Origin of the sequence: Nocardia halotolerans, assembly GCF_042650145.1 — a bacterium.
GTDB classification, from domain to species: Bacteria; Actinomycetota; Actinomycetes; order Mycobacteriales; family Mycobacteriaceae; genus Nocardia; species Nocardia halotolerans.
Genome location: NZ_JBHSDL010000014.1, coordinates 1,265,003 through 1,286,624 on the forward strand (window position 1 = coordinate 1,265,003; position 21,622 = coordinate 1,286,624).

Here is a 21,622-nt window from a genome sequence, read left to right on the forward strand (position 1 = left end):
CTACCCTGCGACGATCACCGTGACCTCGCCGTCGGCCGCGTCGGTCGGATCGCCTGCCGCGACGAACCAGTGGGTGACCTCGCCGTCGGCCAGGTCGTCTTCGATCGAGCCGTCGGGCAGCACCGACAACGCACCCGCGGTGGACGAGACCAGGAATTCCCTGATGGCGGCCGGGCCGGAGGCGTGGGTGGTGTAGGTGGTGCATTCGTAGTCGACGCCGTGTTCGTCGCGCAGGGTTTCGGCGAGGGCGACCGCGGCGCTCTGGGTGAGCGTCGTGGTGGCGTCACCGGCGACCTGGACGAAGGCGGGGTGGTCCTCGGACAGGGGGCGAACTCGGTCGGCGTAGGAGACGGGATGCGCCGCGGCCGCGGCGATCTCATCCTCGACGTCGGCGAGGACCAGCCATTGGCCTGCCACACCGGCGACCGGCTCGGCGCTGATGCCGAAGCCGGCTCCGGTGGCGGCGATGTCGACGCCGGAGAGTTCACCGGCGAACAACACCGCCGCACCGGCCTTCTGCACCGCCCAGGCGGCCAGTACCGAATCCACGCTGCGGGGCAGCGAGATCGCGACCACGTCACCCGGGCCGGCGCCGCGCGCGATGAGCACGCGGGCCAGCTGTGAGGACTTGCGGTCCAGGGCGCTGTAGGCGATCTCGCTGTCACCGCGCAGCAGGGCGGGTGCCTGCGGATCGGCTTCGACCACCTCGCCGAGCACCTTGGCCACCGTCTGCGCGCCGACTCCGGTGGCGACCGGCGCCGACGCCGCGGCGCTCACCCCGGATTCGGCCAGCAACTGCGCGCGTTCGGCCGCGTCGAGGATGTCGATGTCGCCGACCAGGCCGGTCGGGTTGTCGAGCAGCTCGTCGAGCACGCGCAGCAGGCGCTGCGACAGCGTGCGGACCTCATCGGCGGTGAAGGTGCTCATCAGGTACTTCATCGTGATCTCGATGGTCGACTCGGCCATCACCACCAGCGTGAGCGGGTAGTGGGTGGCGTCGTCGAGGCCGACACCGGTCACCTGCATGCCGTCGATCGAGCTCGCCGCGGTGACGGCGTCCTTGTCCATCGGGTACGACTCGAACACCAGCAGGGTGTCGAACTGCGCACCGGCACCGGCCACCCGCTGGATGTCGGACAGGCCGACGAAATGGTGGCTGAGCAGTTCGGCCTGCTCGGACTGCACCTGTTGGGTGAGCTTCTCCGCGGTCACCCGGTCGTCGATCTGCACGCGCACCGGCAGGGTGTTGATGAACAGGCCGACCATCGATTCCACACCGGGCAGCTCGGCCGGGCGACCGGACACGGTGGCGCCGAACACCACGTCGTCGCGGCCGGTGAGGCGGCCGATGACGATGCCCCACGCGGTCTGCAGCAGCGTGTTCACGGTGACACCGAGTTCACCGGCGAACTTGCCGAGCGCCCGAGTGCGATCGGTGTCGATCTCGACGATCACCTTGCCGAGTTCGTAGCGCTCCTCGGTGCGCGGCGGCGGCGCCAGCTGAGTGGGGCTCTCGACCCCGGCCAGCACCTCGGCCCACGCCTGCAGCGACTGCTCCCGATCCCAGCCCGACAGCCAGGACAGGAAGTTGCGGTAGGAGGCCACCCGTGGCAGCGCGGTGCGGTCGCCGCGCACGGCGTAGAGGACCAGCAGGTCGCGCATGAGCAGTGGCATCGACCAGCCGTCGACCAGGATGTGGTGCACCGTGATCGCCAGGTGCGCCTGATCCGGGCCGGTCTTGTAGAGGCCGAAGCGGATCAGCGGCGCGGTGGCCATGTCGAACTGGTTGGCCCGGTCGGCGACGAGCAGCTGCTGCATGCGCGGCATCCGCACATCTTCGGGCAGCTCGGTCAGGTCGACCTCACGCCAGGGCACCTCGAGCTCGCCGAGCACCACCTGGGCCGGCTGACCGGCCGAGTCGGTGACGAACGCGGTCCGCAGGTTCGGGTACCGGTCGAGCACGGCCTGGGCCGCCCCGCGCAGGCGCTCGGTGTCGAGGGTGCCGGTCAGGTCGAGCACGGCCTGCACGGTGTACACGTCGACGGTCGCCGAGCTGATCATGGCGTGGAACATCAGACCGGCCTGCAGCGGCGAGAGCGGCCAGATCTCCGACATGGCCGGGTAGTCGCGCTCCCACAGCTCGATATCGGACTGCGCCACCCGCACCAACGGCATGTCCGACGGGGTGAAACCGCCCGCGTCGGTGCGCTGGGCGTGGGTGGCCAGTGCGGTGAGCGCGGCCACGAACAGGTCGGCGAATTCCTGGGCCTGCTCGGCGGTGAGCAGACCGGTCGGGAACGCGATGTTCGCGCCCAGCTGCGGACCTTCGTCACCGTCGTTGACGATGGCGTTGATGTCGAGGGTCGCGTTGGCGGGCATGTCGAGGTCCATCTCGGCATCGAGCTGCCCCAGATCCGCCACCGGCACCCAGCCGAGTTCGGCGAGCTCGGCGGGGATCTCGCCCGCGCTCGCCCGGCCCAGATAGTTGAAGCTGATCTGGCCGACGCTCGGCAGGTCGGCGCCCTCGCTGGTCAGGTATTTGAGCATGCCGTAACCGATGCCCTTGTCGGGCACGGCGAGCATCTGCTCCTTGACCGACTTGAGCACCGAGGCCAGGGTGGCCCCGCCGGCGAAGGCGTCGTCGAGGTCGGCGCCGGCCAGGTCGAGGCGGACCGGGAAGGCGGTGGTGAACCAGCCGACAGTGCGCGACAGATCCGCACCGGCGACGATCTCTTCCTGGCGGCCGTGGCCCTCCAGCTTGATCAGCGCCGCGTGACCGGATTCGTCACCACGCCACCGGGACACGGCCAGGGCCAGGGCGGTGAGCAGGCCGTCGTTGACGCCGCCGTGGTAGAGGCCGGGGATGGCGGTCAGGACCGCGTCGGTGACCTCGGGCGACAGGGTGACCTGCACTCGGTCGACGGTGGCGAAGGTGTCGACCCGCGGGTCGAACGCCCGCGCGCCCAGCTGCGGGTCGGCGGTGGCCGAGACCTCACGCCAGAACGGCAGTTCGGCGCGACGGTCGCGGGCCTGCTCGACCAAGCTGTGTGCCCAGCGCCGCATGGAGGTGCCGTTGGCGGGCAGTGCCACCGGCTGACCGGCCGCGATCTGGCCCCAGGCCATGCCGAGGTCCGGGATCAGGATGCGCCAGGACACACCGTCGATCACGAAGTGGTGGCCGACGATCAGCAGCGCGTCGCGGCGGCGCGGACCCTGGGCGGGCTCGCCGAAGGTGAACCACACGAACTGCACCATCGCGGCGTTCGCCGGATCGAGGCGACGCATCGCCTGGTCGTATTCGGCACTGGCCAGCTCCGACAGTTGCTCGTCGCTGATCTCGCCGTCGACCTCGACGCGCTTCACCAGCGAAGTCACGTCGACCTCGCCGGGTGCCAGCGCCTCGAATTCCCAATCGCCGCCGGACTGCTCCGCCGCGCCGACGCGCTCGGTCACCGGCTCCGAGCTCGCCGGTCGCCGCACGCGGGCGACCCGCGAACGCAGCACGTCGTGGTGGTCGAAGACCGCGCCGATGGTGGCGTGCAGCACTTCGGCGGTGATGTTCTCGGGCAGGCGCAACACCATCGACTGGGAGAACCGGTCGTAGGTGGAACCGCTCGCCAGGATCTGGCGCATGATCGGCAGCATCGGGATGTCGCCGACACCGCCACCGGGCAGTTCCTCGAGCACGATCTGGTCGGCGTCGCCCGCGAGCACCGCGATCTCGGCCAGCCCGGCCACGCTGCGCTTGTCGAACACGTCGCGCGGCTTGAACACCACGCCGCGGTCCTTGGCGCGCGAGACGAGCTGGATGGACAGGATCGAGTCGCCGCCGAGGGCGAAGAACGAATCGTCCAGGCCGACCGCGTCCACACCGAGCACCTCGGCGAACACCGCGGCGATGATCGCCTCGACCTCGCTCGTCGGGGTGCGGAACTCACGCGGGGCGAGCACCGGCTCGGGCAGCGCGCGACGATCCAGCTTGCCCGCGGGGGTCAGCGGGATCTCGTCGAGCACCATCACCGAAGCGGGCACCATGTGCGCGGGCAGGTGCTGGGTCGCGTACTCCACCAAGGCGGCCGGATCGACGGCACGCCGGGTGACACCAGCCGAGGACGCCTCCGTGGTGCTGTCGCCGGAGACCGCGGCGGCTCGCACGTACGACAATAGGATGGTGGCGCCCGCCTCGGTCTCGCGGCCGATCGTGGCGGCGAACTCGACGTCGTCGTGGGCGGTGAGCACGGCGTCGATCTCGCCCAGTTCGATGCGGAAGCCGCGGATCTTCACCTGGAAGTCGTTGCGGCCCACGTATTCCACGACGGGCTTGCCGTTGACGGTGCGCCAGGCCACGACGTCACCGGTGCGGTACAGACGGCCACCGGGTGCGCCGTACGGGTCGGCCACGAAGCGCTCGGCGGTGAGGCCGTGCCGCTCGTGGTAGCCGCGGGCCAGTGGCACACCACCCAGATACAGCTCACCGGCCACACCCTCGGGAACCGGGTGCAGGCGGCTGTCGAGCACCAGTACGGTCGCGCCCGCGATCGGGCCACCGATGTTCATGGTGTCGCCGGGCAGCAGCGCGTCGGACAGGTTCGTCGCGATGGTGGCCTCGGTGGGGCCGTAGGCGTTGTAGAACCGGTGGTGCGCCGGGTCGGTGCCGGCGCTGTGCCAGTTCGCGACCAGGTCGACCGGGGCCTTGTCGCCACCGACGATCAGCGCTTCCACCCCGGCCAGCGCCGCGGGGTCCATCGACGCCGCGACCAGCGGGGTGAGGAACACGTGGGTCAGCTGCTGGCCCTGGATGATCTCGGCCAGTTCCTCACCGCCGACCACGCCGACCGGCGTGATGACCAGGGTGCCCGCCGAACCGACGGCCAGCAGGAACTCCAGGATCGACGCGTCGAACGACGGCGAGGCGAACGCGAGGGTGCGCGCGTCCTTGCCGAGGCCGAACTGCGCGACCTGGGCCGCGGCGAAGTTGGCCACACCGGTGTGGGTGACGACGACGCCCTTGGGCAGACCCGTCGAACCGGAGGTGTAGATCATGTACGCCGTGTTGTCCGGGCGCACAGCGCCACGACGGTCGGCCTCGGTGATCGGCTCGGCCGACTGCTCGCCGATCTCCGCTCGCAACGCCGCGTCGTCGAGGACCAGCCAGTCCCCGAGTGCCGGCGCGGGCAGGTGGTCGACCTCGGCCGACACCGTGATGCCCAGTGCGGCACCGGAATCGGTCATCATGTGCGCGATGCGCTCGGCCGGGTACTTCGGGTCGACCGGCAGGAACGCCGCGCCCGACTTGACGACGGCCCAGATGGCGAGGGTGGTGTCGAGCGAACGCTGCATCGCGACAGCGACAACCGTCTCCGGTGCGGCGCCGCGCTCGATGAGCACCCGGGCCAGACGCGACGAGGCCGCATCGAGCTCGGCGTAGGTCAGCGACGAGGCGTCGCCGACGCTCGGGGACGCCGCCCCGTTCGCACCCGAGGACACCGGGACGAGCGCGCCCGCCAGGCCGGTGCCGGCCTGTTCGCCGGGGGCCACGATCGCCTGACCCGCCGGGTCGGCCGCCACGGCCTGCGCCAGCAGCTCCGGCAGGGTGCTCGTGGTGAGCGCGGGACCGCCGGTGCGGGTGAGCAATTCGGTGCGCTCGACGGTGTCGAGGAGTTCGAGATCGCCGACCGGGGTGGTGGTGTCGGCGACGACCTCGGCGAGCAGCCGCTGGAAGCGCTGCGCGAACTTCTCCACCGTGGAGTGGTCGAAGAGCGCACTGGCGTAGGAGAACTCGGCGTAGGCACCGGCCGGGTCGGCTGCCGGAGCCGCACGCACGGTGAGCAGCAGGTCGAATTTGGCGGTGTCGACGTCGAAGTCGACCGCCGAGACCGACAGGCCCGGCAGTTCGAAGCCGGCGTCGGGCAGATTCTCGAACGAGAGCGCCACCTGGAACAGCGGGTGCCGGGCGGTGGACCGCTCCGGGTTGAGCAGTTCCACCAGGCGCTCGAACGGGATGTCGGCGTGCGCGAACGCGGCCAGGTCGGCTTCCTTGGCCTGGGCCAGCAGCTCACCGAAGCCGAGCTGTCCGCCGACCTGGGTGCGCAGGGCCAGGGTGTTGACGAACATGCCGATCACATCGTCGAGTTCGGCCTCACCACGGCCCGCGATCGGGGTGCCGATCACGATGTCCTCGGTGCCCGACATGCGCGCCAGGAAGATCGCCAGCGCGGTGTGCACGACCATGAACAGCGTCGCGTTCTGCTCACGGGCGATCGCCGAGAGTCCAGCGTGGACCTCGCCGTCGATCGGGAACAGCACCCGGCCACCGGCGAAGGACTGCGTGCTCGGACGCGGGCGGTCCAGCGGCAGGTTCAGTTCGTCGGGTACCCCGGCGAGGGCGCGCTTCCAGTAGCCGGCCTGCTGGGCGATGAGGCTGGTCTCGTCGGTTTCGGCGCCGAGCACCTCACGCTGCCAGATGCTGAAGTCGGCGTACTGCACCGGCATCGGCGCCCAGCCGGGCGCCTCACCGTTGGCGCGCGCGGCGTAGGCGATCATCACGTCGCGGGTCAGCGGGCCCATGGACCAGCCGTCGGCGCTGATGTGGTGGGCGACGAACACGAGGACGTACTCGTCTTCGCCGGTGGTCGCGACGTCGCCGTTCACGGGCACAACCGCGTCGGCACCAAGCGGGACAGCAGTTGCCGGTGTGCTCGTGGCATCGCCCGACGACACAGCAGCCGGTGATACGACCCGCATCAGCTTGGCGCGCAACGGAACTTCGTCGATCACGTCGAAGCCCGTCGAGATCAGCTCCGCGATCTTGTCCCGAAGCTGGTCGGGGACCACATCTTCCGGGGTCAGATCCGGCACATTGCCCTCGACCGGGAGGATCACCTGGTGTGGTGTGCCGTTGGCCATCGCGGCGCGACCGGCGGGCGCGGAGGCGGTAGCGGAGCGTGACCACGCAGCGCCCTCGGGAGCGCCGCCATCGAACACCGGGTACACCGTGCGCAGGGTTTCGTGGCGGGCGAGCACATCGGCGACCGCGAGCTGCAACGCCTCGACGTCCAGTGCGCCCGACAGGCGGACGGCGACGGGGATGTTGTTCACCGAGGAGCTGGTGTCGAACTGGTTGAGGAACCACATGCGCTGCTGCGCGAGCGACAGCGGCACCTGGTCGGGGCGCGGTGCGGCGACGAGCGCGCGACGCCCGCCGGCGCCGGCACCCTGTTCGACCTTCACCGCGAGCCCGGCCACGGTCGCGGCCTCGAACAGCAGGCGCACGGGCACCCGGCTGTCGAGGGCCGCGCCGAGGCGGGCCGCCACCTGGGTGGCCAGCAGCGAGTTACCGCCGAGGGCGAAGAAGTCGTCGTCGGCACCGACCCGGTCCACGCCGAGGACCTCGGCGAACACGCCCGCCACGATCTCCTCGATCGGAGTCGATGGCGCGCGGAACGACTGGGCCTCGAACTCGGGCTCGGGCAACGCCTTACGGTCGAGCTTGCCGTTGACATTGAGCGGCAGCGCGTCGAGCACGACGAACGCCGCAGGCACCATGTACGACGGCAAACCAGCCGCCAGCACCGACTTCACCCGCGCCACATCAATGCTCGCGGCGTGGGCGGCAGACGATCCCGCCAAGGAATCCGCAGCCGGGGCCTTCGACGACACGACATCCGCAGACGAAGCGTCAGACGTCGTCGCTACGGCGTCAGCAGCCGACACGCTTGCCGAGACACCGTCCTTCCCGACGAGGTACGCCACCAGGCGGTCACCCGTCCGCGGATCGGACTTGGCGACAACCGCAGCCTGCGCGACCTCGGGCAACGCCAGCAGCGCGGCCTCGATCTCCCCGAGTTCGATCCGGAAACCACGGATCTTCACCTGGAAGTCGGTGCGGCCCCGGTAGTCGAGTTCACCGTTGTGCCAGGCCACCAGGTCACCGGTGCGGTACATGCGGGTGCCGGTACCGAACGGGTTGGCCACGAAACGGTCGGCGGTCAGATCGGCGCGACCGAAGTAGCCGCGGGCCAGCTGCGCGCCGGCCAGGTACAGCTCACCGGCGACACCGTCGGGAACCGGGCGCAGGCGCTCGTCGAGCACGTAGACCTGGCTGTTCCACTCCGGCGAACCGATGGAGACCGAACCCTGGTCGGCGGCGTTCACCCGATGCGAGGTGATCGAGACCGCGGCCTCGGTGGGCCCGTACAGGTTGAACAGTTCGGTGCGACCGAACTCGGCACGGAAACGCTGGGCCAGCGATCCGGGCAGCGCTTCACCGATGGCCAGCACCCGCCACAGTGAATCGGGCATGCCGGCGGCGAGCAGGGCGTCGAGCATCGACGGCACCACGTGCAGGGTGGTGACCCATTCGCGCGACATGAGTTCGTTCAGGTACGCCGGGTCGCGGTGACCGTCGGCGGAGGCGATCACCAGACGACCACCACACACCGCGGCCGACCAGAACTCCCACACCGACAAGTCGAACGTCGCGGCCGTCTTCAGCAACACCGCATCCGCGGCATCCATCCCGAATTCGACCAGCTTCCACTGCAACTGGTTCGCGATGGCACCGTGCGGCACCGCCACACCCTTCGGGCGACCGGTCGAACCGGACGTGAAGATCACGTACGCGGTGTTCTCCGGACGCAACGGTGCGACCCGTTCGGCGTCCGACACCGGTGCGGCACTGAGGTTGTCCAGGTCGAGTTCATCGATGCGCACCACGGGCGCGGCCTCGGTGGTGAACTCGTCGCCGGTCAGCACACAGACCGGTGCCGCCGTCGCCAGGATGTAGTCGGTGCGCTCGGCCGCCTGATCGGGGTCGACCGGCACGTACGCGCCACCGGACTTGGCCACCGCGTACATCGCGACGACCAGGTCCACCGAACGCCGCAACGCCAGCGCGACCCGGGACTCGGGGCCCACACCCAGCGAGATGAGGTGCCGCGCGAGGCGGTTGACCCTGGCATCGAGTTCGGCGTAGGTGAGCTGGTTGCCGTCATCGGTGACCAGCGCCGTCGACTTCGGATCGGCCGCCACCGAGGCGTCGAGCAGCGAGACCAGGGTGGCCTCGGTGTCGACCGGGTAGGCGGTGGCGTTGCGGGTGTCGAGTACCGCGGTGCGTTCGGCCGGGTCGAGCAGGTCCACATCGCCGACGGCGGTACGCGGGGTCGCCACGATCGCGTCGAGCAGACGCTCGAACCGGGCCGTGAAGCTCTCGACCGTGGTGTGGTCGAACAGGTCGGTGGCGTAGGTGAGCAGACCCGAAATGCCTTCGGGCTCACCGGTTTCGTCGTAGCGGTCGGTGATGATGAGGTGCAGGTCGAACTGCGACAGGTTGCTGTCGACATCCAGGCCCGACACGGTCAGCCCCGGCAGTTCCAGGGTGGCGCGGGTGAGGTTCTGGAACGACAGGCCCACCTGGAACAGCGGGTGCCGCGCGGTGGAACGCACCGGGTTGAGCACCTCGACCAGGCGTTCGAACGGCACGTCGGCGTTGGCGAAGGCGGCGATGTCGTCCGCACGCTGGCGGGCCAGCAGGTCGGTGAACGCCTCGCCACTGTCGACCTTGGTGCGGAACACCAGGGTGTTGACGAACATGCCGATCATGTCGTCGAGCGCGGCCTCGCCACGACCGGCCATCGGGGTGCCGATGGCGATGTCGTCGGTGCCCGACAGGCGGGCCAGCAGCACCGCGAGGGCGGTGTGCACGACCATGAACAGCGTCGCGCCCTCGGCGCGGGCCAGTTCGACCAGCGCGCGATGGGTGTCGGCGCTGATCTGCACGTCGACCTTGCTACCGGCGAAGCTCTGCACGGCCGGGCGCGGCCGGTCGGCGGGCAGGTCGAGCTGATCGGGCAGCTCGGCCAGCGCCTGCTTCCAGTACGCGACCTGCTTGCTGGCCATCGATTCCGGGTCGTCCTCGTTGCCGAGGAGATCACGCTGCCAGATGCTGTAGTCCGCGTACTGCACCGGCAGCGGGGTCCAGCCGGGTTCGGAGCCGGTGGAGCGGGCGGCGTAGGCGGTCATCAGGTCGCGGGTCAGCGGGGCGACCGAGGAACCGTCACCGGAGATGTGATGCACCACCATGGCGAGCACGAACTCGCCCGCGATGATCCCGGAGCGTGTCCCCACCGCGGCCTCGGGTGCAGCGCCATCGGATTCGGCATCGTGGACGCGGAACAGCGCCACCTTCAGCGGTACCTCGACGGTGACGTCGAAGACCGTCGAAAGCAGGTCGCCGACAGCTGTTTCCACCTCGTCGGCGGCGATGGTGCGCTCGAGCAGTTCCGGCGCGGCCTGGGCCGGCGACAGGATCACCTGTGCCGCACCGGCGTCGGTCTGCGGGTAGACCGTGCGCAGGATCTCGTGGCGGGTCACCAGGTCGAGGACCGCCGCACGTAGCGCGCCCACGTCGAGTTCGCCGGACAGGCGCACCGCGACCGGCACGTTGTAGGCCGCGGACTGGGTGTCGAAGCGGTTGAGGAACCACATCCGCTGCTGGGCCAGCGAGAGCGGGATGTGCTCGGGGCGCGGGCCCGCCTTCAGTGCCTTGCGGTCACCGCTCTCGGCGTGCTGCTCGATGCGATGGGCCAGCGCCGAGACGGTGGACGCCTCGAACAGCAGGCGCACCGGGATGCGGGTGTCGAGCGCCTCGCCGAGACGCGCGGCGACCTGGGTGGCCAGCAGCGAGTTGCCGCCCCACGCGAAGAAGTCGTCGTCGAGGCCGAACCGCTTGGCCGCACTGGATGCCGCCGCGCCCGAAGGCGCCGCGTGGTCACCCTCCGCTATCGCCTCCGCGCCCACCGGACGCGGCCTGTCACCCAACCGCAGCACCTCGGCGAAGGTCGCGGCCACAAGCTGTTCACTCGGGCTGACCGGCGCGCGGAACACGGCCTTCTCGACCTCGGGCTCCGGCAGCGCCTTGCGGTCGAGCTTGCCGTTGGCGTTCAGGGGCAGGGCGTCGAGCTGCAGGAACACCGCCGGAACCATGTAGGACGGGAGTTCGGCCGCCAGTGCGGTGCGCAACGCGGCCTTGTCGATTCCGGTGCCGCGCGAGGGTGCGACGCCGCCGGTCACGTCGTCGCCGATACCGTCGGCCACGACGTAGGCGACCAAGCGGTCGCCGACGGCGGGGTCGGTGTGGGCGAGCACGGCGGCGGCGGCGATGCCCGGCTGACGCAGCAACGCGGCCTCGATCTCGCCGAGTTCGATGCGGAAGCCGCGGATCTTCACCTGGAAGTCGGTGCGGCCCCGGTAGTCGAGTTCGCCCGCGCTGTTCCAGACGACGAGGTCACCGGTGCGGTACATGCGCTCGCCGGTGGTGGCGAACGGGTCGGCGACGAAGCGGTCGGCGGTGAGGTCCGGGCGGCCGTGGTAGCCGCGGGCCAGCTGGGCGCCGGCCAGGTACAGCTCACCCGCGACGCCGACCGGGACCGGACGCAGCCGCGAATCCAGCACGTAGACCCGGCTGTTCCACTCCGGCGCACCGATCGACACCGACACCTGGTCGGCGTCGGTCACCGCGTGGCTGGTGATCGAGACCGCGGCCTCGGTCGGGCCGTACAGGTTGAACAGCGCGGCGGTGTTGGCGGCGCGGAAACGCTGCGCGGTGGTCGCGGGCAGCGCCTCACCGATGGCGAGCACCCGGCGCAACGTGCGCGGCAGCGCGGCACCGGATTCGGTGAGCAACGCGTCGAGCATCGAGGGCACCACGTGCAGGGTGGTGACACCGGTGGCCCGCATCAGGTCGTTGAGGTAGGCCGGGTCGCGGTGGCCGTCGGCGGTGGCGACCACCAGGCGGGCACCGGTGACGGCGGCGGTCCAGAACTCCCAGACCGACAGGTCGAAGGTGGCGGCGGTCTTGAGCAGGACCGCGTCGTCGGCGCCGATACCGAATTCGGCGCTCTCCCACAGCAACTGGTTGACGATCGCACCGTGCGAAACCGCGACACCCTTGGGCTTACCGGTCGAGCCGGAGGTGAAGATGATGTACGCGGTGTTCGCGGGGTCGAGTGCACGGCCGGTGATCGCCGCGGCGCTCACCGCGCTCAGGTCGAGATCGTCGAGGACGACCACCTCGGCCACCGCCGTACCGAATTCGGCGTTCGCCGTGGTGAGCACGACCGCGGGCGCGGCGGTTTCGAGGATGTAGTCGGTGCGCTCGGCGGGCTGGTCCGGGTCGATCGGCACGTATGCCGCACCGGTCCTGGCCACCGCGTACATCGCGATGATCAGTTCCGCGGAGCGGCGGATGGCCAGCGCCACGTGGTCCTCGGCACCGATGCCGCGTTCGAGCAGGTACCGCGCGAGGCGGTTGACCTCGGCGTCGAGTTCGGCGTAGGTGAGCTCGCGACGGGCCGCGCCCTCGTCCACGACCAGGGCGGTCGCGTCCGGGTTCGCCGCCACGGTCGCGTCGAGCAGCGACACCAGGGTGGCGTCGGTGTCGACGGCGTGCGCGGTGTCGTTCCACGCGGTGACGATCTGGGCTGCTTCCGGTTCGGCGAGCAGGTCGATGTCACCGACCGGCACACCCGCGTCGGCGGTGACCGCGTCGAGGACCCGCACGAAACGGTCGGCGAAGCTCTGGACCGTCGACTCGTCGAACAGGTCGATGGCGTAACCGAATTCGGTGACCAGCTGGGCCGGTGCGCCGTCGTCGGTGTAGCGGTCGTAGAGGGTCACGTGCAGGTCGGTCTTGGCCAGCTGCGAGTCGTAGTCGACCGCGCTCACCGTCAGGCCCGGCAGTTCGAAGGTGGTCTCGGCCAGGTTCTGGAACGACAGGCCCACCTGGAACAGCGGGTTGCGGGCGGTGGAGCGCACCGGGTTGAGCACCTCGACGAGGCGCTCGAACGGCACGTCGGCGTTGGCGAAGGCTTCCAGGTCGCGTTCACGCACGTCGGCGAGCAGGTCGGCGAAGGAGGCGCCGGAGTCGACGGCGGTGCGGAACACCAGGGTGTTGACGAACATGCCGATCAGGTCGTCGAGTTCGCGTTCACCACGGCCGGCGATGGGCGTGCCGACGGCGATGTCGTCGGTGCCCGACAGGCGGGCCAGCAGCACCGCGAGCGCGGCGTGCACGACCATGAACAGCGAGGCGTTGTTGGCCCGGGCCAGGGCGTGCAGCGCGGCGTGGCGCTGCGGGTCGATCTCGAAGCGGATCGCCTTGCCCTGGAACGACTGTGCCGGCGGGCGCGGGCGGTCGGCGGGCAGCTCCAGCTGATCGGGCAACCCGGCCAGCGCCTCGGTCCAGTAGGCGACCTGCTTGGCGGCCGGCGACTCCGGGTCGGACTCGTCGCCGAGCACTTCGCGCTGCCACAGCGCGTAGTCGGCGTACTGCACCGGCAGCGGCGCCCACTGCGGCGCCTCGCCCTGCACGCGGGCCACGTAGGCGGCCATGATGTCGCGCGCCAGCGGGCCCATCGAGGAACCGTCAGCCGAAACGTGGTGCACGGTGAACGCGAGCACGTGGTCGGTGTCGTCGAGTTCGAACAGCGCGACCTTCAGCGGCACCTCGACGGTGACGTCGAAGGTGGTCATCGCGAATTCGATGACAGCACCGAGCAATTGCTCCTCGGCGACCGCGATGTGGTGTACCTCCGCACGGCTCTGCGCCACGGGCAGGATCACCTGGTGCGGGCCGTCGGCCGAGCTGGGGTAGGTGGTGCGCAGCATCTCGTGGCGGGCGAACACGTCGCCGATGGCCTGTTCGAGCGCGGGCACATCGAGTTCGCCGGTCAGGCGCACGGCCAGCGGGATGTTGTCCACCGCGGAGGTCGAAGTGTCGAACTGGTTGAGGAACCAGTACCGCTGCTGCGCGGGCGAGAGCGGGATGACGGCGGGCCGCTCCCCCGCGGTCAGGCGCGGCCGGGTCCGGCCCGAGCCCGCGTTGTGTTCGGCGCGCGCGGCCAGGGCCGACACGGTGGACGCCTCGAACAGGTCGCGCACCGCCAGCTGGGTGTCCAGGGCCGCGCCGATGCGGGCGGTGACCTGGGTGGCCAGCAGCGAGTTGCCGCCGAGTTCGAAGAAGTCGTCGTCGGCGCCGACGCGGGTCACGCCGAGCACATCACCGAAGGTGCCCGCCACGATCTCCTCGATCGGTGTCGACGGCGCACGGAACACCTTCGCCTCGAACACCGGCGCGGGCAGGGCCTTGCGGTCGAGCTTGCCCGAAGCGTTGAGCGGGAAGGCCTCCAGGATCACGAAGGCGCCGGGCACCATGTAGGCCGGCAGTTCGGCGCCGAGTTCGGTGCGCACGGCGTCGAGGTCGACACTTGTGCCGGACGCCGGGACCAGGTAGCCGACGAGCTGGTCGCCGAGGCGGTCGTCGGAACGGACCACTACCACCGACTGGGCGATCTGCGGCAGCGCGGTGAGCGCGGACTCGATCTCGCCGAGCTCGATACGCAGACCGCGCAGCTTCACCTGGAAGTCGGTGCGACCCAGGTATTCCAGCTCACCATCGGTGGTCCAGGCGACGAGGTCGCCGGTGCGGTACATGCGGGCACCGTCATCACCGAACGGGTCGGCGACGAAACGGTCGGCGGTGAGATCCGGGCGGGCCACATAGCCGCGCGCCAGCTGCACACCGGCCAGGTACAGCTCGCCGGGCACCCCGACGGGTGCGGGGTGCAGACGCGAATCCAGCACGTACACCTGGGTGTTGAACACCGGTGCGCCGATCGGCACCGAGGTGATGTCGGCATCGGTCACCTCATGGAAGGTGACGTCGACGGCGGCTTCGGTGGGACCGTACAGGTTGTGCAGGGCCGCACCGGTGAGCTCGCGCAGCCGCTGGGCGGTGGGCGCGGGCAGCGCCTCACCCGAAGCGAAGACCAGTCGCAGGGTGCTCGCGCCGGGCTGCTCGACGGCCGCGGATTCGGCCAGTTCGGCGACGAACACCGACAGCATCGACGGCACGAAGTGCGCGGTGGTGACGCCCTCGGTGGCGATGATCTCGGCCAGGTAGGCCGGATCACGATGACCATCAGGCTTGGCGACGACCAAACGCGCACCCACCTGCAACGGCCAGAAGAACTCCCACACCGACACATCGAAAGTCGCAGGCGTCTTCTGCAACACCACATCGGCCCCGGACAGACCGTACTGCTCCTGCATCCACACCAAACGATTCACGATCGCCCCGTGACTCACCGCCACACCCTTCGGACGACCCGTCGAACCCGACGTGAAGATCACGTAAGCGGTGTTCGACGGACGCAGCGGCGCGATCCGCTCGGCGTCGGTGACCGGTTCGGCCGAGTAGCCGGACAGGTCGAGGCTCTCGATGTTCAGCGCGGTGGTCGCACCGGCATCGAATTCGTCACGCGCGGTGGTCAACACGCACACCGGTGCCGCGGTGTCGAGAACGTAGTGGGTGCGCTCGGCCGGGTGATCCGGGTCCAGTGGCACATACGCGCCACCGGCCACGCTCACCGCGTACATGCCGATCACCAGGTCCAGCGAGCGGCGCATGCCGAGCGCGACCATGGTGTCGGGGCCCACGCCCTGCGCGATCAGGTGGCGGGCCAGGCGGTTCACCCGGTCGGCGAACCCGGAATACGTCAGCGTCGCAGAGCGACTCGATGAGGGGCGGTGGTCGGGCGACGGGTGGGCGAGGCTGGTCCCCGCGAAGGTGAGAGCTGTCGCGTTCGGGCTGGCCGCGGCCCGCGCCTGGAACATCGACACCAGCGTCGCGGCCGGGTCGACCGGGTGCTCGGTGCTGTTCCAGCCGGTGACCACCTGGCGGTGCTCGGCCGGGGCCAGCAGTTCGACATCACCGATCGCGCGGGACGGTTCGGCGACGACCGCCGAGAGCATCCGCACCAGGCGCTGCGCCAGGGCGGCGATCGTGTCGGCGTCGAACATGTCCGTCGCGTAGGCGAATTCGGCGGTCATGCCGTCGGCGGAGCCGTCGGGGCGGTGCCGGTCGGCCAGGTTCAGGTGCAGGTCGAACTTGGCGGTCACCACGTCCAGCGGCACACCGGCCACCTCGAGACCGGGCAGTTCGAAGGAAGCCTCACCGGTGTTCTGGAACGACAGCATCACCTGGAACAGCGGGTGCCGCGCCTGCGAACGGGCCGGATTGAGGATTTCGACGAGCCGCTCGAACGGCAGGTCGGCGTGGCCGAAGGCGGCCAGGTCGCGTTCCCTGGTCTGGGCGAGCAGTTCGGCGAACGGCTCGGCCGGGTCGACCGCGCTGCGCAGCACCAGGGTGTTGACGAACATGCCGATGGCGTCGTCGAGTACCGCTTCACCACGACCGGCCACGGCGGTGCCGATGGCGATGTCATCGCTGCCCGAGAGCCGGGCCAGCAGGGCGGCGAACGCGGCGTGCACGACCATGAACAAGCTGGCGCCGTGCTCGCGGGCCAGCGCGTTGAGACTCGCCGACAGTGCCGGGTCGATCGAGAACTCGTGCACGCCACCGCGATTGGAAGCCACAGCGGGGCGCGGACGGTCACTCGGCAGGTCCAGCTGTTCGGGCAGACCGGCCAGGTGCTCGGACCAGTAGGCCACCTGCTGGGCGATCATCGACGCCGGATCGGTCTCCGAGCCCAGCGTTTCGCGCTGCCACAGCGCGAAGTCGGCGTACTGCACCGGCAGCGGGGCCCACCCCGGGGCTTGACCACGGGAACGTGCGGCGTAGGCGATCATCACGTCGCGGGCCAGCGGACGCACCGACCAGCCGTCACCGGAGATGTGGTGCACGACGAAGACCAGCACGTGGGTGTCGGGCTCGGAGCCGTCCATCGACCCGGCGATGCGCAACAGTTCGGCGCGCACCGGCACCTGGGCGGTCACATCGAACCCGGCGAGCACCAGCTCGCTGATGCGGTCACCGATCTCGTCCGCACCGACGGTGACCGGGTCGAGCGAGATCGCCACCTGGTTCGCGGGCAGCACGACCTGCACACCCTGACCCTCGGCGGTCTCCGGGTAGACGGTGCGCAGCACCTCGTGCCGGTCGACCACGTCGGCCACGGCCTGCCGCAGCGCCTCGATGTCGAGGTCACCGCTCAGGCGCACGGCGAGCGGGATGTTGTTGACACCGGTGGCGCTGTCGAACCGGTTGAGGAACCACATGCGCTGCTGGGCCAGCGAGAGCGGGATCTGCTCGGGGCGCGGTCCGGCGACGAGCTCGCGGCGGCTGCCGCTGCCCGCATGGGTTTCCACCTTGGCGGCCAGCGCGGCCACCGACGGCGCCTCGAACAGCACCCGCACGGGCACGCGGGTGTCCAGGGCCGCGCCGAGGCGGGCGACGACCTGGGTGGCGATGAGCGAGTTGCCACCCAGATCGAAGAAGTCGTCGTCCAGGCCGACGGCGTCGTCTTCGGCCAGGCCGAGGACTTCGGCGAAGGTCGCGGCGACGATCTCCTCGATCGGTGTGCGCGGCGCGCGGAACTCGCGCGCTTCGAACACCGGCGCCGGCAGGGCGCGGCGGTCGAGCTTGCCGTTGGCACTGAGCGGCATCTCTTCGATGACGACGAACGCGGCCGGAACCATGTACGAGGGCAGTTGCGCGGCCAGGTGCGCACGCAGCGACTCGAGGTCCGCGGTCTCCCCGGCGGCCGGCACCACATAGCCCACCAGCTGATCACCGGTGCGGGCATCCGAACGCACGACCACCACGGCTTGGGCCACCGCGTGGTGCGCGGTGAGGGCGGCCTCGATCTCGCCGAGCTCGATGCGCAGACCGCGCAGCTTCACCTGGAAGTCGGTGCGGCCGAGGTAGGTGATGACCCCGTTCGCGTCGCGGCGCACCAGGTCACCGGTGCGGTACATGCGGGCGCCGTCGTCACCGAACGGGTCGGCGACGAAACGGTCGGCGGTGAGGTCGGTGCGACCGAAGTAGCCGCGCGCCAGCTGCGCGCCGGCCAGGTACAGCTCACCGGCGACACCGGCGGCGACGGGATGCAACCGCGAGTCGAGCACGTAGGCCTGGGCGTTCCAGACCGGGGCACCGATCGGGACCGCGGTGCGAGCGGCGGGCCCGGAGGCGGTAGCGGAGCGTGACCACGCAGGGTCCTCGGGAGCACCGCCATCAGACTCCGCGGTGCGAGCGGCGGGCCCGGAGGCGGTAGCGGAGCGTGACCACGCAGGGCCCTCGGGAGCGCCGCCATCAGACACCGCGCCATCGACCTGCTCGGCGACCGGGCCGTGCGTGGCGTGCACGGTGAACTCGGTGGGGCCGTACAGGTTGAACAGGGCCGCGTCGCTCACGCCGCGCAGCGCGGTCACCGCGTCGCCGGTGAAGGCTTCACCGGCGATCAGCAGAGCGCGCAAGGAGGACAGGTCCGCGCTGCTGTCGATGCTGCCCGCGAACACGGTGAGCATCGATGGCACGAACGAGGTCATCGTGACCCGTTGGGCGGCGATGACATCGGCGAGGTACTGCGGGTCGCGGTGGCCGTCGGGGCTCGCCACGACCAGTCGCGCGCCGGTGCTCAGCGGGCCGAACAGTTCCCACACCGACACGTCGAAGGTGGCGGGGGTCTTGAACAGCACCACGTCGCCGGCGCCGATGCCGTATTCGGCGGTGATCCACCGGATCTGGTTGACCACGGCCGAGTGCGGCACGGCCACACCCTTGGGGCGGCCGGTCGAACCCGAGGTGAAGATGACGTAGGCCGGGTGCTGCGGGCGCAGCGGGGCGATCCGCTCGTCATCGGTGACCGGGGTCTGCGGGTACGCGGCGAGGTCGATGGCATCGATGACCAGCGTGCGCGGACCACTGCCCGGCTCGCCGCCGGTCGCCGCGGCGTCGCTTCCGAAGCCGTCGCGAGTGGTGGTCAGGACGACAACGGGGTCGGCCGTTTCGAGCACGTAGGCGATGCGGTCGGCGGGCTGGTCCAGGTCCAGCGGCACGTAACCGGCGCCGGCTTCCTGCACCGCGTAGGCGGCCACGACCAGGTCGATACCGCGGCGCAGCCCGAGGGCCACCAGTTGCTCCGGGCCGGCGCCGGCCTCGATCAGGCGACGCGCCAGACGGTGCACGCGCCCGGCGAATTCGGCGTAGGTGAGCGTCGCGCCGGTGGCCGGGTCGACGAGGGCGACCGCGTCCGGGGTGGCCGCGGCCTGCCGGGCGAACTCGTCGACCAGCGTGCCCGCGCCGGGCAGCGGATGGGCGGTGGCGTTCCAGCCACGCACGGCCAGTTCGGCTTCGGTGGCATCGAGCAGCGCCACGTCGCCCACCGCGCGGTCCGGGCCCTTCGCGACCTGCGCGAGCAGGCGGGTGAACCGGGTGGCGAAGCGTTGCATGGTCGAGGCGTCGAACAGGTCGGTCGCGTAGATCAGCTCGGCGACGAGACCGGCTGTCTCGCCCGGCTTCTCGGTGAGCACCACTTGCAGGTCGAACTTGGCCACGTCGATCGGCAGGTCGACGCCGCTGGCAGTGAGGCCGGGCAGTTCGAGGCTGGTCTGACCGGTGTTCTGGAAGGCCAGCATCACCTGGAACAGCGGGTGACGCGCCTGCGAACGGGCCGGGTTGATGATCTCGACGAGTCGTTCGAACGGCAGGTCGGCGTGGCCGAACGCGGCGATGTCGCTCGCCCGGACCTGGCCGAGGAGCTCGGCGAAGCTCGCGTTGCCGTCGACCTCGGTGCGCAGCACCAGGGTGTTGACGAACATGCCGATCAGGTCGTCGAGGGCACGCTCACCGCGACCGGCGATGGGGGTGCCGATGGCGATGTCGCGCTCGCCGGACAGGCGTGAGAGCAGCAGTGCCAGCGCGGCGTGGGCGGCCATGAACAGCGTGGCGCCGCGGGTGCGGGCCAGTTCGGTGAGCGCCGCGTGGGTGGCGGCGTCGATCTCGAAGGTGTGGGTGGCACCGCGGCCGCTGGCGACGGCGGGACGCGGCCGGTCGGCGGGCAGGTCGAGCTGCTCGGGCAGACCGCGCAGGTACTCGCCCCAGAACGCGATCTGCTGGGCGATCACCGATTTCGCGTCGTCCTCGTCGCCGAGGACGGCGCGCTGCCACAGCGCGAAGTCGGCGTACTGGACCTCGAGCGGACGCCACGCTGGTTCCGCGCCTTCGACGCGGGCGCTGTAGGCGGTCATCACGTCGCGGGTCAGCGGGCCCATCGAGAAGCCGTCGGCCGAGATGTGGTGCACGACCAGGGCGAGGACGTGTTCGGTGGGGCTCACCTCGAACAGCGCGGCCCGGAACGGCACCTCGGAGGTGACGTCGAACGCGGTGAGCACCAGCTCGGAGAGCCGTTGCGGCAGTTCGGCCGGGGTGGTCTCGATCGGGGCCAGATCGGGGATGACCTGACCGGTCGGCACGATCACCTGGTGCGCCGCGCCCGCGCCGACCGCGCCGGGCGCGTCGTCGGAGGCGGTGCCGTGGAACACCGGGTAGTAGGTGCGCAGCGACTCGTGCCGGGCCAGCACGTCGGCGACGGCCACCTGCAGTGCTTGGCGGTCGAGCAGACCCGACAACCGCACGGCGGCCGGAATGTTGTCGACGGCGGACTCGGGATCGAAGCGGTTGAGGAACCACATGCGCTGCTGTGCCAGCGACAGCGGCACCCGGTCGGGGCGATGCTGCGGGACCAGCGGGGCGCGGCGCTCGGTGCCGGAGTGCGATTCGGCCCGCGCGGCCAGTGCCGCGACAGTCGAGGCCTCGAACAGTTCGCGCACACCGATGTCGGTTTCCAGCGCGGCCGACAGGCGGGCCGCGACCTGGGTGGCGGTCAGCGAGTTGCCGCCGAGGGCGAAGAAGTCGTCGTCGAGGCCAACCCGGTCCAGACCGAGCACGCCGGCGAAGGTGGCGGCGACGATCTCCTCGACCGGGGTGGTCGGCGCGCGGAACACCGCGGCCTCGAACACCGGCGCGGGCAGCGCCTTGCGGTCCAGCTTGCCGGAGGCGTTGAGCGGGAACGCGTCGAGGACGATGATCACCGCGGGCACCATGTAGGCGGGCAGGTCGGTGCCCAGTTCCTCGCGGGCGTCCTCGATGTCGACGGTGCGCCCGGTGGCCGGGATGACGTAGGCCACCAGTTGGTCGCCGGTGTGCTGGTCGCTGCGGACCACGACCACCGACTGGGCGACCTCGTCGAGGCCGTTGAGCGCGGACTCGATCTCGCCGAGCTCGATGCGCAGACCGCGCAGCTTCACCTGGAAGTCGGTGCGGCCCAGGTATTCCAGCTCACCGTGCTCGGTCCAGGCGACGAGGTCACCGGTGCGGTACATGCGCTCGCCGCCGGTGCCGAACGGGTCGGCGACGAAACGGTCGGCGGTGAGATCCGGGCGGGCCACATACCCGCGCGCCAGCTGAGCGCCCGCGAGGTAGAGCTCACCCCCGACACCCACCGGAACGGGCCGCAGTCGCGCGTCGAGGACGTAGACCTCGGTGTTGAAGACCGGGGCACCGATCGGGACGGTGTCGACATCGGTGCCGGTCACCTCGTGGAAGGTGACGTCGACGGCGGCTTCGGTGGGACCGTACAGGTTGTGCAGGGCCGCACCGGTGAGCTCGCGCAGCCGGTGGGCGGGCTTGGGCGGCAAGGCTTCACCGGAGGCGAACACCATGCGCAGCGACTCGCACTGCGCGGCTGCGGCGTCGGCGACGAACACCGCGAGCATCGAGGGCACGAAGTGGGTGACGGTGACGCCCTCGGCCCGGATGGTG

1 protein-coding gene (only partly in view) is annotated in these 21,622 nt (G+C 70.6%); it reads right to left on the minus strand.

Annotated features, from left to right (window positions below):
• On the minus strand, positions 1-21,622 hold the 3' end of the coding sequence (locus ACFO5K_RS16475) for a non-ribosomal peptide synthase/polyketide synthase (RefSeq protein WP_378562830.1). It continues 23,240 nt past the right edge of the window; the window shows 21,622 of its 44,862 coding nt (coding positions 23,241-44,862); its start codon lies beyond the right edge, outside the window; the stop codon is at positions 1-3.